We start from the raw sequence: 14538 nt of genomic DNA, 5'->3' as shown, positions 1-14538 counted from the left end.
GAAAAGGAAAGGTGATATAAATGACAACACAAGTAGTAAACGTCATTGGCGCAGGTCTTGCAGGAAGTGAAGCAGCTTATCAAATTGCAAAACGTGGTGTCCAAGTTAGATTATATGAAATGAGACCGGTAAGGCAAACGCCAGCTCATCACACAGATAAATTCGCTGAATTAGTATGTAGTAACTCACTTCGTGCAAACACTTTAACAAATGCAGTTGGAGTTATTAAAGAGGAAATGCGCTTAATGGATTCTGTAATTATTCGTGCGGCGGATGAGTGCTCTGTACCAGCTGGAGGCGCTTTAGCTGTAGACCGTCATGAGTTCGCAGCTAAAGTAACAGAATACGTAAAGAACCATCCAAATGTAACTGTAATGAATGAAGAAATTACAGATATTCCAGAGGGACCGACAATTATTGCTACAGGTCCATTAACATCTCCTGATCTTTCTGCAAAATTGAAAGAATTAACAGGAGAAGATTATTTCTACTTCTATGATGCTGCAGCCCCAATCGTAGAAAAAGACAGCATTGACATGAATAAAGTATATTTAAAATCGCGTTATGACAAAGGTGAAGCTGCATATTTAAATTGCCCAATGACAGAAGAAGAGTTTGATCGTTTTTATGAGGCTCTAATTGCTGCTGAGACAGTGCCTTTAAAAGAGTTTGAAAAAGAAATTTTCTTTGAAGGTTGTATGCCAGTAGAGGTTATGGCAAGTAGAGGGAGACAGACGTTAGTATTTGGACCTATGAAACCTGTTGGATTGGAAGATCCAAAAACAGGGAAAACGCCATATGCTGTTGTTCAGTTACGTCAAGATGATGCAGCGGGGACTTTATACAATATCGTAGGTTTCCAAACACATTTAAAGTGGGGACCGCAAAAAGAAGTGTTACAGTTAATTCCAGGATTAGAAAATGCAGAGATTGTACGTTATGGTGTAATGCATCGTAATACGTTTATTAATTCACCTAATTTGCTTCGTCCAACATATCAATATAAACAACGGGATGATTTATTCTTCGCTGGTCAAATGACTGGAGTAGAGGGATATGTTGAATCGGCAGCATCAGGATTATTAGCAGGAATTAATGCTGCGCGTCTTGTGCAAGGTGAAGAGCCAGTTGTATTACCGCCAGTAACTGCGATGGGTAGCATGGCAAATTACATTACGGCAACGAACGCTAAAAACTTCCAACCGATGAATGCGAACTTCGGTCTATTTGCACCGTTAGAGAAGAAGATTAAAAAGAAAGCAGAACGAAATGAAGCGTACGCAGCACGCGCTTTAGAAACGATTCGAAATTTTGTAAATATTTAGTTAAATTTCTTGCAAAGGCTACTAAGTTGTGATACGATTTAGTAGCCTTTATTGAGGTGAGTTGTGTGAATGTGAAGAAATTGTTACAATTATTCGTTGGATATTTACAAATTGAAAGAAATTATTCAAAATATACAATTGCAAGTTATCAAAATGATTTAGAACATTTTGTGCAATTTATGGAACGAGAAGGTATATCCTCTTTTTTAGACGTTACATACGCGGATGTTCGTTTGTACTTAACGACGTTGCACGATGAGAAGTTAGCCCGTAAATCTGTCGCAAGAAAAGTATCAAGCTTACGAAGTTTATATCGTTTTTTGATGCGTGAAGGTTATCGAAAGGATAATCCGTTTGCACTTGCGTCACTCCCCAAAAAAGAATTGTCAATCCCAAAGTTTTTATATGCTGAAGAGTTAGAGGAATTATTTGAAGTTTCTGACACAGAAACGCCATTAGGTCAAAGGAATCAAGCTTTGTTAGAGTTGATGTATGCGACTGGGATCCGTGTGAGTGAATGTGTCAATTTACAACTTACCGATATTGACTTTGCGGTGGGAACAATTTTAGTAATGGGAAAAGGAAAAAAACAAAGGTATATTCCGTTCGGAAGCTATGCGCAAGATTCTTTAATTACTTATATAGAGAATGGGAGAAAACAGTTAGTTAATAAGACTGACGAAGACTCTCATATGGTATTTTTAAATGCGAAAGGTAAACCGCTAACAAGTCGTGGAGTTCGTTATGTTTTAAATGAACTCATTAAAAAGGCTTCGCTGACAATGCGGATAAGTCCCCATATGTTAAGGCATACATTTGCTACACATATGCTAGATGAAGGGGCGGATTTACGTACTGTACAGGAGTTATTAGGCCATGAAAATTTGTCGACGACACAAATTTATACGCATGTCTCTAAAGAAAGATTGCGTTCTGTTTACATGAAGCATCACCCGCGGGCATAAATTGCTTTAAAAGCTATAAAAACAAATAAAGGAGTTTTTTCTATGGGAAATTTCCACGCTACAACGATATTTGCAGTTCATCATAATGGAGAATGTGCAATGGCTGGAGATGGCCAAGTGACAATGGGAAATGCTGTTGTAATGAAACATACAGCTCGTAAAGTTCGTAAACTTTTCCAAGGTAAAGTTTTGGCTGGTTTCGCAGGATCAGTTGCTGACGCATTTACTCTTTTTGAAATGTTTGAAGGGAAATTAGAAGAGTATAACGGCAACTTGCAGCGTGCTGCTGTTGAAATGGCCAAACAATGGCGTGGCGATAAAATGTTACGTCAGCTAGAAGCAATGCTCATTGTCATGGATAAAACAACTATGCTCCTTGTTTCAGGTACAGGAGAAGTAATTGAACCGGATGATGGTATTTTAGCAATTGGATCTGGTGGGAATTATGCACTTTCTGCAGGTCGTGCTTTAAAGCAATATGCAAGTGAACACTTAACAGCGAAGCAAATTGCGAAAGCGAGTTTAGAGATTGCTGGCGATATTTGTGTTTATACGAATCACAACATAATTGTTGAAGAATTGTAGAATCGTAAGGGAGGCATTTTATATGCATTTACATTTTACTCCGCGCCAAATTGTGGAAAAATTAGATCAATACATCATCGGTCAAAAAGACGCAAAGAAAGCGGTTGCTGTAGCGTTGAGAAATCGATATCGTCGCAGTAAATTAGCTGAAAATTTACGTGACGAAATTGCACCTAAAAATATCTTAATGATTGGACCGACAGGTGTTGGGAAAACAGAGGTAGCACGACGAATGGCGAAACTCGTTGGAGCACCTTTTATTAAGGTTGAGGCTACAAAATTCACAGAAGTTGGATATGTGGGTAGAGATGTAGAGTCGATGGTACGTGACCTAGTGGAAACATCGGTTCGTATCGTAAAAGAAGAAATGGTAGTGAAAGTTCAAGATAAAGCCGAAGAGCAAGCGAATCAACGTCTTGTTGAAATTTTAGTGCCGAGTCCAGAGAAACAATCTGGATTCAAAAATCCATTAGAGATGCTTTTTGGAGGCACTCAAAATTCGAATCAAACGTCTGATACACAAGAAGATGTTGAAATCGAAAAGAAGCGTCAAGATGTGGAGAGAAAGCTTGCTGCAGGGCTTCTTGAAGACGAAATTGTATCGATTGAAGTGACTGAACAACAGTCTTCCATGTTTGATATGTTACAAGGAACTGGCATGGAGCAAATGGGAATGAATTTCCAAGATGCGCTAGGAAGTTTTATGCCGAAAAAAACGAAAAAACGTAAACTTTCTGTAAAAGAAGCAAGAAAACTCTTGACAAATGAAGAGGCACAGCGCTTAATTGATATGGATGAAGTTACACAAGAGGCTGTTTATCGTGCTGAACAGCTCGGGATTATTTTTATCGATGAAATTGACAAAATTGCTGGTAAGCAGTCGAATAGCGTAGATGTATCACGTGAAGGTGTGCAACGTGACATTTTGCCGATTGTAGAAGGGTCGAATGTTGCGACAAAATACGGATCAGTAAAAACGGATTATATTTTATTCGTTGCAGCTGGAGCGTTCCATATGTCTAAACCGTCGGATTTAATTCCGGAATTGCAAGGGAGATTTCCGATTCGAGTAGAATTAACAAAATTATCGACAGACGATTTTGTTAAAATACTAATCGAGCCTGACAATGCGTTAATTAAACAATATATGGCATTATTAGCGACTGAAGGTATAGAAATTGAATTTTCAGACGAAGCTATTCGTAAGATTGCTGAGATTGCTTATCAAGTTAATCAGGATACAGATAATATTGGAGCAAGAAGACTTCATACGATTATGGAGAAGCTCCTTGAAGATTTATCGTTTGAAGCATCTGAAATTACGTTAGAGAAAATAACGATAACACCTCAATACGTTGAGGAGAAATTAGCAACAATTGCTAAAAATAAAGATGTGAGCCAGTTTATTTTGTAATAGTGTCATCAGGTGACTCGCCCTAGTTTCCAAGTGATGAAAAAATATGTGAGTAACATGTAGGAGGAACTTTTGAAATGGAATTATTAGCAAAAACGAGAAAATTAAATGCGTTATTACAGAGCGCAGCAGGGAAGCCTGTAAACTTTAGAGAAATGTCTGACACAATGTGTGAAGTAATCGAAGCAAACGTATTCGTAGTTAGCCGTCGTGGTAAATTACTAGGTTATGCAATTCACCAACAAATCGAAAACGAACGCATGAAGCAAATGCTTGCAGAACGTCAATTCCCAGAAGAATATACACAAAGCTTATTCAACATTACAGAAACATCTTCAAACTTAGATGTGAACAGTGCTTACACAGCATTCCCAGTAGAAAACAGAGAATTATTTGGTCAAGGTTTAACTACAATCGTACCAATCGTTGGTGGCGGTGAGCGTCTAGGTACATTAGTATTAGCTCGTCTTGGTCAAGAGTTCTTAGATGATGATTTAATCCTTGCTGAGTACAGCTCAACTGTTGTAGGTATGGAAATCTTACGTGAAAAAGCAGAAGAAATCGAAGAGGAAGCACGTAGTAAAGCTGTTGTTCAAATGGCGATCAGCTCATTATCTTACAGTGAGTTAGAAGCAATTGAGCACATCTTCGAAGAATTAAATGGAACAGAAGGTTTACTTGTTGCAAGTAAAATTGCTGATCGCGTAGGAATTACTCGTTCTGTAATCGTAAATGCACTACGTAAATTAGAAAGTGCTGGTGTTATTGAGTCTCGTTCTTTAGGTATGAAAGGAACATACATTAAAGTGCTAAACGACAAGTTTCTACAGGAACTTGCTAAATTAAAAACAAACTAATTTATAAAAAACTCTCCTCGATTGAGGAGAGTTTTTTATGTGCAATGGATAGATGGTGCTTGTGAAAAGTGTCATAAGCGTGTTTTCTGGGAAAACTATTAATTGTATTTATTTTTTTTGCTTAAAAGAAATGAAGGTTGGTAATACTAGAATTCGAGTATGAACAAAGAAAGTTTTACATTGTTCGCATTTTCGACTTGATTGTAATATTTCAGTATGATATAGTAAGCAGTGGTGTCAGTACAAAGTACACACGTTTACTGATTTAAGTGTTGGTGCTACGTTTGTAGTTTCGCTTAGAGATGAAGTAAACGGAGGATATCAAAAACCATTTAGGAGGAACTATATTATGTCAGTAATTTCTATGAAGCAATTGCTTGAAGCTGGTGTTCATTTCGGACATCAAACTCGTCGTTGGAACCCAAAAATGAAGCGTTACATTTTCACAGAGCGTAACGGTATCTACATCATCGACTTACAAAAAACTGTGAAAAAAGTTGAGGAAGCTTACAGAACGATGCGCGACATCGCTGCTGAAGGCGGAGACATCTTATTCGTAGGTACTAAAAAACAAGCACAAGAAGCTATTAAAGAAGAAGCAACTCGTGCTGGTATGTACTTCGTTAACCAACGTTGGTTAGGCGGAACTTTAACAAACTTCCAAACAATCCAAAAGCGTATCAAGCGTCTTAAAGACATCGAAAGAATGCAAGAAGATGGTACTTTCGAAGTACTTCCTAAGAAAGAAGTTGTTCAACTTAAAAAAGAGTTAGAGCGTCTTGAGAAATTCTTAGGCGGTATTAAAGATATGAAAGGTCTTCCAAGTGCATTATTCGTAGTAGACCCTCGTAAAGAGCGTATTGCAGTTGCTGAAGCACGCAAATTACACATTCCAATCATCGGTATCGTTGATACAAACTGTGATCCAGACGAAATCGATCACGTTATCCCAGCAAACGATGATGCAATTCGTGCTGTAAAACTTCTTACATCTAAAATGGCAGACGCGATCCTTGAAGCAAAACAAGGTGAAGAAACTGTTACTGCGTAACAAAGTTGGAAAGGTGATAAGGGGTTCGGCCTTTTATCACCTTTTTTAAGGTATAAACACCTTTATAAAAGGTATAAATACATATTTTAGGAGGATGAAAAGTATGGCAATCACTGCTCAAATGGTAAAAGAATTACGTGAAAAAACTGGCGCAGGTATGATGGACTGCAAAAAAGCTTTAACAGAAACTAACGGCGACATGGAGAAGGCAATTGACTTCTTACGTGAAAAAGGTATTGCGAAAGCTGCTAAAAAAGCTGACCGCATTGCTGCTGAAGGTTTAACTTTCATCGAAACAAACGGTAACGACGCTTTAATCTTAGAATTAAACTCTGAAACTGATTTCGTTGCGAAAAACGAAGGTTTCCAAACACTAATTAAAGAATTAGCTGCTCACTTATTAACTAACAAACCAGCTAACGTTGAAGAAGCTATGGCTCAAACAATGGAAAACGGTAAAAAGGTTGAAGAGCACATCAACGAAGCAATCGCTAAAATTGGTGAAAAACTTACACTTCGTCGTTTCGAAATCGTATCAAAAACTGATGCAGATGCATTCGGCGCTTACCTACACATGGGTGGACGCATTGGTGTATTAACAGTTCTTGAAGGTTCTACTGATGAAGCTGCTGCTAAAGATGTTGCAATGCACATCGCTGCAGTTAACCCTAAATACATCGACCGCGATGCTGTAACAGCTGAAGAAGTTGAGCATGAGCGTCAAGTATTAACACAACAAGCATTAAACGAAGGCAAGCCTGAGAAAATCGTTGCAAAAATGGTTGAAGGCCGTTTAGGCAAATTCTTCGAAGAGATTTGCTTACTTGACCAAGCATTCGTTAAAAACCCTGATATGAAAGTTCGTCAGTTCGTTGAGTCTAAAGGCGGAACATTAAAAGGATTCGTTCGCTACGCTGTTGGTGAAGGTATCGAAAAACGCGAAGACAACTTTGCTGAAGAAGTAATGAACCAAGTAAAAGGTAGCAACTAATACAGATTAGGGAACACATTGTGTTCCCTTTTTTAAAATAAAGATGTAAGCAATTGGAGGTTCATTATGAGTAAACCGAAATATAATCGTGTCGTTTTAAAGCTAAGTGGAGAAGCTTTAGCTGGAGAGCAAGGATTTGGAATTAACCCAACTGTTATTAAGTCAGTTGCGGAACAAGTAAAAGAAATTGCAGAACTTGATGTAGAGGTTGCTGTTGTTGTTGGTGGCGGTAACATTTGGCGTGGGAAAATTGGAAGTGAAATGGGCATGGATCGTGCAGGGGCAGATTACATGGGCATGTTAGCGACAGTTATGAATTCATTAGCTCTTCAAGATAGCTTGGAGAATATCGGAATTCAAACTCGTGTACAAACTTCAATTGAGATGCGTCAAGTTGCAGAACCTTACATTCGTCGTAAAGCAGTTCGTCACTTAGAGAAAAAACGTGTTGTTATCTTTGCAGCAGGTACAGGTAACCCATACTTCTCTACAGATACAACAGCAGCATTACGTGCGGCAGAAATTGAAGCAGATGTAATTTTAATGGCGAAAAACAATGTAGATGGTGTATATAATGCGGATCCATCTATTGATCCAACAGCTACGAAATATGAAACGCTTACTTACTTAGACGTATTAAAAGAAGGTTTAGGTGTAATGGATTCTACAGCTTCTTCTCTATGTATGGATAATGATATTCCATTAATTGTATTCTCAGTTATGGAAAAAGGTAATATTAAACGTGCCGTTTTAGGCGAAAATATCGGAACAGTGGTAAGGGGGAAATAAATATGGGACAACAAGTATTGAAGTCTTCAAATGAAAAAATGGAAAAAGCAGTTGCTGCTTATTCTCGTGAATTAGCAACAGTTCGTGCTGGCCGTGCAAACGCGTCTGTATTAGATAAGGTACAAGTTGATTACTATGGTGCACCAACACCAGTTGTGCAATTAGCGAACATTACAGTTCCAGAAGCGCGTTTACTAGTAATTCAACCTTATGATAAAACTTCTATCGGTGATATTGAAAAAGCAATTTTAAAAGCAGATTTAGGCTTAAATCCTTCTAATGATGGAACTGTAATTCGTATTGCATTCCCTGCATTAACAGAAGAACGTCGTCGTGATCTTGTAAAAGTTGTGAAAAAATATGCTGAAGAAGCTAAAGTTGCTGTTCGTAACGTACGTCGTGACGGAAATGATGATCTTAAGAAGCTTGAAAAAGCTGGCGAGATTACAGAAGATGATTTAAGAGGATATACTGAAGATATCCAAAAAGAAACAGATAAATATATTGCAAAAGTTGACGAAATCGCAAAAAACAAAGAAAAAGAAATCATGGAAGTGTAATAGCGATAACTTCGCAATTATGACCCTCTTCTTAAGGGGGTCTTTTTACACTTTTAGGCATACGTCTGCTTGCTGGAGGGTATGAATGATGTTTAAAAACTTTCCTTTTTTTAAAGGTAAAAAGGACACATCGTTTGATCATCTCGTTGAAGAAGTGAAAAAAGGATATATCCCAGAACATATTGCCATCATTATGGATGGGAATGGAAGATGGGCAAAGAGGAGAGCAATGCCTCGTATTGCGGGACATCATGAAGGTATGCAAGTTGTAAAGAAAATTACAAAATTTGCAAGTAAACTTAATGTGAAAGTGTTAACTCTTTATGCTTTTTCAACTGAGAACTGGAAAAGACCGAAAAAGGAAGTTGATTATTTAATGAAGCTTCCAGAAGAATTTCTAGGTACATTTTTACCAGAATTGATTGAAGAAAACGTACAAGTCCGAGTAATAGGGCAAAAAGATCGTCTTCCTACGCATACACGCAGAGCGATGGAGAAAGCCATGGAAGATACGAAAGAGAATACGGGATTAATTCTTAATTTCGCGTTAAACTATGGAAGTCGAGATGAAATCGTTTCTGCTGTGCAACATATGATGAAAGATAATGAGGAAGGAAAAATTCGTTCTGAAGAGGTAAGTGAAGAAATGCTTTCCTCCTACTTAATGACGAGTTCTTTACCTGATCCAGAGTTGTTAATCCGAACAAGCGGAGAGCTACGTATTAGTAATTTCATGTTATGGCAAATTGCATATTCGGAGTTTTGGTTTACAGACGTGTATTGGCCAGACTTCAAAGAAGAACATTTGCTAAATGCGATTACTGACTTTCAACATAGAGGGCGCAGATTCGGAGGCGTGTAGAAAGAGAGGGTTTGGTAGTGAAACAGAGAATTATTACTGGAGTGGTTGCTGCCGCGCTATTCATTCCCATCGTAATATACGGTGGCGTGCCTTTTACGGTTTTAGTGTATGCACTTGCTTCTATAGGTTTATATGAATTAATTCGTATGAATAAGCTTACGCTTATTTCAGTACCGACAGTTTTAGCTGCAGTATTATTGTGGATTCTTTTAATTCCAAGTAGTGCATCAGAACTGTTTACATGGATTGGATTAGGTAAATTGGAAATCACATTTGTGATTGTTTTATTACTTTTATCATATACAGTCCTTTCTAAGAATACATTTACTTTTGATAATGCTTCATTTTTACTGATGGCAACGACATATGTGGCAATGGGATTCTTATATTTAAATGAAACGAGAATATTAGGAATTAAATATGTATTTTGCGCATTATTTGTTATATGGGCTACTGATTCAGGCGCATATTTCGTAGGAAAAGCATTGGGCAAGAGAAAATTGTGGCCAGAAATCAGTCCAAATAAAACGATTGAAGGTTCATTAGGGGGCATCGTTTGTGGAATTATTGTGGCACTTGTTTACAACGTGTTCTTCCCAGTCGAATCGAATGTAGTAATTTTAATTGTGCTGACAATTATTATTTCTATTTTTGGACAAATTGGTGATTTAGTACAATCTGCTTTTAAACGTCATTATGGCGTAAAGGATTCAGGTACAATTTTACCTGGGCATGGTGGTATATTAGACCGAACAGATAGTTGGTTATTCGTTTTACCAATTCTCTACTTCTTATTACAATATAATTAATAAATGAACGAGGGGTTGGAGTCATGAAAAACATTAGTTTATTAGGTGCAAGCGGATCAATTGGTACACAAACTTTAGATGTATTACGCTCGCACCCAGACCAATTCCGTCTCGTTGCTTTTTCTGTAGGGAAAAATATTGACTACGCAGTAAAGGTAATTCAAGAATTTTCTCCGCAAATCGTCTCTGTGCAAAGAGAAGAAGATGTTTTAAAATTACAATCTGTTTCTGGTAATACAAAAATTGTATATGGTAGTGAAGGACTTTTAGAAGTAGCACTACATCCAGATGCGGAGATTGTAGTAAATGCTGTTGTAGGTAGCGTAGGGTTGTTACCAACACTTCGTGCAATTGAGGCGAAAAAAACAATTGGAATTGCAAATAAAGAAACGTTAGTAACTGCAGGACATCTTGTAATGGAAGCAGCACGAAAACATAATGTTTCGTTACTTCCAGTTGATAGTGAACATTCGGCTATTTTTCAATGCTTGAATGGTGAAAATGAAAAAAGAGTTTCTCGTCTTATTATAACGGCTTCTGGTGGAAGTTTCCGCGATAAAACGAGGGATGAATTGCATCATGTGACCGTAGAAGATGCGCTTCGACATCCAAACTGGTCAATGGGTTCGAAAATTACAATTGATTCTGCTACAATGATGAATAAGGGACTAGAAGTAATTGAAGCACATTGGCTTTTTGGTATCCCTTATGAGCAAATCGATGTTGTTTTACATAAAGAAAGTATTATCCATTCTATGGTTGAATTTGAAGATCGTAGTGTAATGGCGCAGCTTGGTTCACCTGATATGCGAGTACCAATTCAATACGCACTTACATATCCGGATAGATTGCCTCTTTCAGACACAAAACAGTTAAACTTATGGGAAATAGGGACGTTGCATTTTGAGAAAATGGACCAAGAACGATTCCGTTGTTTACGTTTTGCGTATGAAGCTGGAAAAGCAGGTGGAAGTATGCCAGCTGTAATGAACGCAGCGAATGAAGTAGCTGTTGAAGCCTTTTTACAAAAGAGAATTGATTTCTTAACAGTGGAAGACCTCATTGAAAAAGCAATGAACCATCACAATGTCATTGCACGACCGAGCTTAGAGGAAATTTTGGAAATTGATGCGGCCACAAGACGGTTTGTGATGGAACAAATTTAGCAAAGGTGGTTATGGAATTGAATACAGCGATTGCCTTTATATTAATTTTCGGTGCACTCGTATTTTTCCATGAGCTAGGGCATCTATATTTCGCAAAAAGAGCAGGTATTTTATGCCGCGAGTTTGCGATTGGTTTTGGTCCGAAAATATTCTCATTTGAAAAGAATGAAACGGTGTATACGATTCGATTACTGCCCCTTGGTGGCTATGTAAGAATGGCTGGCGAGGATGCGGACACAGTTGAGTTAAAGCCTGGGAAAAAGGTTGGCCTTGTATTAAATGAAAAAGACGAAGTTGTGAAATTAGTTTTTGATGGATATGAAAAGTATCCAAATGTTCGTGTTATTGAAGTCGAACAAGCTGATTTGGAGCATAATTTAACAATTTCGGGCTATGAAGAGTACGAGGAAGAGCTTCAAACATTCCGAGTGAATGAAAAGGCTCGTATTATTACTGCGGGGGAAGAAATTCAAATTGCCCCGTATAATAGACAATTTGGCTCGAAAAAACTAGGGCAACGCGCTTTAACAATCTTTGCGGGTCCTGCAATGAACTTCATTTTAGCATTTGTTATTTTTGTGATTCTTGGATTTGTACAAGGGGTTCCTGTTGACAAACCAATGGTCGGAAAAGTGATGGATAACAGTGCAGCACAGCAAGCTGGATTGAAAGAGAATGATACAATTCAAGCTATTGATGGGAAAAACACAAGTACATGGAAAGATGTTGTTACTATTGTACGTGAAAACCCAAATAAAGAAATTACGTTACAAGTAAAGCGTGATAATGAACAGTTTAATGTGAAAGTAACGCCAACACTCGATAAAGAAGGTAAAGAAGAAGTTGGTAGAATTGGTGTCTACTCTCCTGTAGAGAAAACAGTGATGGGTTCTATTAAATCAGGTTTTGAACAAACGTACCAATGGACGAAACTAATTTTTGAGTCTCTTGTGAAATTAGTAACTGGTCAATTTTCTATTAATGAGTTGTCAGGTCCAGTAGGAATTTATAATCTAACAGATCAAGTTGTAGATTATGGGTTTACGCGTGTACTAAGTTTAGCTGCAGTTCTAAGCATTAATCTTGGTTTATTTAATTTATTACCAGTTCCTGCTTTAGATGGTGGCCGTTTATTCTTCTTCTTAATTGAAGCGTTACGAGGGAAACCAATTGATCGCCAAAAAGAAGGAATGGTTCACTTTATTGGTTTTGCATTATTAATGTTACTTATGTTAGTTGTAACTTGGAATGACATTCGTAAGTTTTTCTTGTAAAATAAAGTGAAACTTATAATGAAATAGAGCTCGTAGAATAAAATCCCTCACCTAACTCGAGGTGAGGGGTTTTACTGCGTGTAAGAGTAAAATGAAGAGGTGCAAATAAATGAAACAAAGTATGGTATTCAGTCCTACATTACGTGAAGTTCCAGCTGATGCTGAAATTAAGAGTCATCAGCTATTACTTCGTGCAGGTTTTATGCGTCAAAATGCTTCTGGTATTTATAGCTTTCTACCATTTGGATTAAAAGTATTACACAAAGTAGAACGTATAGTTCGAGAAGAAATGGAGCGCGCAGGAGCTGTAGAATTATTAATGCCAGCTATGCAAGCTGCAGAATTATGGCAAGAATCAGGTCGTTGGTATTCTTACGGATCTGAATTAATGCGTATGAAAGATCGTAACGCTCGTGAATTCGCATTAGGAGCGACACATGAGGAAGTAATTACGGATCTTGTGCGTGATGAAGTGAAATCATATAAAAAATTACCGTTAACATTATACCAAATTCAAACAAAATTCCGTGATGAGCAAAGACCTCGTTTCGGCTTATTACGTGGAAGAGAGTTTCTAATGAAAGATGCATACTCTTTCCATGCTACACAAGAGAGCTTAGATGAAGTATACGATCGCTTATATAAAGCATACTCTAACATTTTTACTCGCTGTGGCTTGAATTTCCGTGCAGTTATTGCTGATTCTGGAGCAATGGGCGGAAAAGATACACATGAATTTATGGTATTATCTGATGTTGGTGAAGATACAATTGCATACTCTGACACATCTGATTATGCAGCAAACATCGAAATGGCTCCTGTTGTAGCTACGTATACGAAGAGTGACGAAGCAGAAAAAGCACTTGAAAAAGTAGCAACACCAGACCAAAAAGCAATTGAAGAAGTATCTGCATTCTTAAACATTGCAGCTGACAAGTGCATTAAGTCTATGGTGTATAAAGTAGATGAGAAATTAGTAGTTGTACTTGTTCGTGGTGATCACGAAGTAAACGATGTGAAAGTGAAAAATGTATATGGCGCTTCAGTTGTTGAGCTTGCTTCTCATGAAGAAGTAAAAGCATTATTAAATTGTGAAGTTGGTTCATTAGGACCGATTAATGTAACAGGTGATATCGAAATTATTGCTGATCACGCTGTAGCATCAATTGTTAACGGATGTTCAGGAGCGAATGAAGAAGGGTTCCATTATGTAAATGTAAATCCAGAACGTGACTTTAAAGTAAGTCAATATACAGATTTACGCTTTATTCAAGAAGGAGACCAATCTCCAGATGGAAACGGAACAATTCTTTTCGCACGCGGAATTGAAGTTGGTCATGTATTCAAATTAGGAACTCGTTATAGTGAAGCAATGAACGCAACATTCCTAGATGAAAATGGAAAAACACAACCACTTATTATGGGTTGTTACGGTATCGGTGTATCTCGTACAGTAGCAGCAATTGCAGAGCAATTTAACGATGAGAACGGCTTAGTTTGGCCAAAAGCGGTAGCACCGTTCCATGTGCATGTAATTCCAGTAAATATGAAATCTGATGCACAACGTGAAATGGGTGAAAATATCTACAACTCATTACAAGAACAAGGCTATGAAGTGTTATTAGACGATCGTGCAGAACGTGCAGGTGTTAAATTTGCAGATGCAGATTTATTCGGTCTTCCAGTTCGTGTTACAGTTGGTAAAAAAGCAGACGAAGGTATTGTAGAAGTGAAAGTACGTGCTACAGGTGAGTCTGAAGAAGTAAAAGTAGAAGAACTTCAAACATATATTGCAAATATTTTAAAATAAGAAGAGGTACCTCGTAATGGGGTACCTTCTCTTTCTTTGTAAACGTATTTTGTAAAAGAAGAGGTGAGAAATCTTTCTTT

The 14538-nt window shown here is 37.7% G+C and carries 14 protein-coding genes; all 14 read left to right on the top strand.

All coding sequences use genetic code 11. From position 1 onward, the window contains the following. Nucleotides 1–20 precede the first annotated feature (20 nt). The 14 genes from trmFO to ABWK52_RS00065 all read left to right on the top strand — a co-directional run bounded on the left by trmFO (nucleotide 21) and on the right by ABWK52_RS00065 (nucleotide 14458). Entirely contained in the window at nucleotides 21–1325 is a 1305-nt protein-coding gene (gene trmFO, locus ABWK52_RS00130; RefSeq protein ID WP_000213002.1) for an FADH(2)-oxidizing methylenetetrahydrofolate--tRNA-(uracil(54)-C(5))-methyltransferase TrmFO, read from the top strand. Nucleotides 1326–1390: 65 nt separating this feature from the next. Next, nucleotides 1391–2290 (top strand): tyrosine recombinase XerC, encoded by a 900-nt coding sequence (xerC, locus tag ABWK52_RS00125; RefSeq protein WP_001101241.1) that lies wholly within the window; start codon nucleotides 1391–1393, stop codon nucleotides 2288–2290. 42 nt (nucleotides 2291–2332) lie between these two features. After that, nucleotides 2333–2875: an ATP-dependent protease proteolytic subunit HslV gene (hslV, locus tag ABWK52_RS00120; RefSeq protein WP_000526272.1), complete on the top strand. Its 543-nt coding sequence runs from the start codon at nucleotides 2333–2335 to the stop codon at nucleotides 2873–2875. 22 nt (nucleotides 2876–2897) lie between these two features. Further along, a complete protein-coding gene (gene hslU, locus ABWK52_RS00115; protein WP_000550087.1) occupies nucleotides 2898–4289 on the top strand; it encodes an ATP-dependent protease ATPase subunit HslU in 1392 nt (463 codons plus the stop codon). Nucleotides 4290–4366: 77 nt separating this feature from the next. Beyond that, the gene (codY, locus tag ABWK52_RS00110; RefSeq protein ID WP_000421290.1) at nucleotides 4367–5146 is read left to right on the top strand and encodes a GTP-sensing pleiotropic transcriptional regulator CodY; all 780 of its coding nucleotides are present in this window, start codon (nucleotides 4367–4369) and stop codon (nucleotides 5144–5146) included. A 349-nt stretch (nucleotides 5147–5495) separates the two neighbouring features. Next, a complete protein-coding gene (gene rpsB / locus ABWK52_RS00105) occupies nucleotides 5496–6197 on the top strand; it encodes a 30S ribosomal protein S2 (RefSeq protein ID WP_000111485.1) in 702 nt (233 codons plus the stop codon). Nucleotides 6198–6300: 103 nt separating this feature from the next. Then, a complete protein-coding gene (gene tsf / locus ABWK52_RS00100; protein WP_001018578.1) occupies nucleotides 6301–7188 on the top strand; it encodes a translation elongation factor Ts in 888 nt (295 codons plus the stop codon). Nucleotides 7189–7254: 66 nt separating this feature from the next. Next, nucleotides 7255–7977 carry a UMP kinase gene (gene pyrH / locus ABWK52_RS00095; protein ID WP_000042668.1) on the top strand — a complete coding sequence of 241 codons (723 nt, stop codon included), beginning with the start codon at nucleotides 7255–7257 and terminating at the stop codon, nucleotides 7975–7977. Between the two features lie 2 nt (nucleotides 7978–7979). Continuing rightward, nucleotides 7980–8537 (top strand): ribosome recycling factor, encoded by a 558-nt coding sequence (frr, locus tag ABWK52_RS00090; RefSeq protein WP_000531501.1) that lies wholly within the window; start codon nucleotides 7980–7982, stop codon nucleotides 8535–8537. A gap of 85 nt (nucleotides 8538–8622) precedes the next feature. Then, on the top strand, nucleotides 8623–9399 hold the full coding sequence (gene uppS, locus ABWK52_RS00085) for an isoprenyl transferase (protein WP_000971296.1): 777 nt from the start codon (nucleotides 8623–8625) through the stop codon (nucleotides 9397–9399). Between the two features lie 17 nt (nucleotides 9400–9416). Further along, a complete protein-coding gene (gene cdsA, locus ABWK52_RS00080; protein ID WP_000813592.1) occupies nucleotides 9417–10208 on the top strand; it encodes a phosphatidate cytidylyltransferase in 792 nt (263 codons plus the stop codon). Between the two features lie 23 nt (nucleotides 10209–10231). Beyond that, on the top strand, nucleotides 10232–11374 hold the full coding sequence (gene dxr, locus ABWK52_RS00075) for a 1-deoxy-D-xylulose-5-phosphate reductoisomerase (RefSeq protein WP_000790377.1): 1143 nt from the start codon (nucleotides 10232–10234) through the stop codon (nucleotides 11372–11374). A 17-nt stretch (nucleotides 11375–11391) separates the two neighbouring features. Next, a complete protein-coding gene (gene rseP / locus ABWK52_RS00070) occupies nucleotides 11392–12648 on the top strand; it encodes an RIP metalloprotease RseP (RefSeq protein WP_001090245.1) in 1257 nt (418 codons plus the stop codon). Between the two features lie 109 nt (nucleotides 12649–12757). Beyond that, on the top strand, nucleotides 12758–14458 hold the full coding sequence (locus ABWK52_RS00065; protein WP_098312409.1) for a proline--tRNA ligase: 1701 nt from the start codon (nucleotides 12758–12760) through the stop codon (nucleotides 14456–14458). The last annotated feature ends 80 nt before the right edge of the window (nucleotides 14459–14538 follow it).

The organism is Bacillus sp. AP50, assembly GCF_040492675.1.
Lineage (GTDB): Bacteria > Bacillota > Bacilli > Bacillales > Bacillaceae_G > Bacillus_A > Bacillus_A cereus.
The sequence above is the reverse complement of the archived record's forward strand: the minus strand, read 5'-3'. Positions and strand labels throughout refer to the sequence as shown.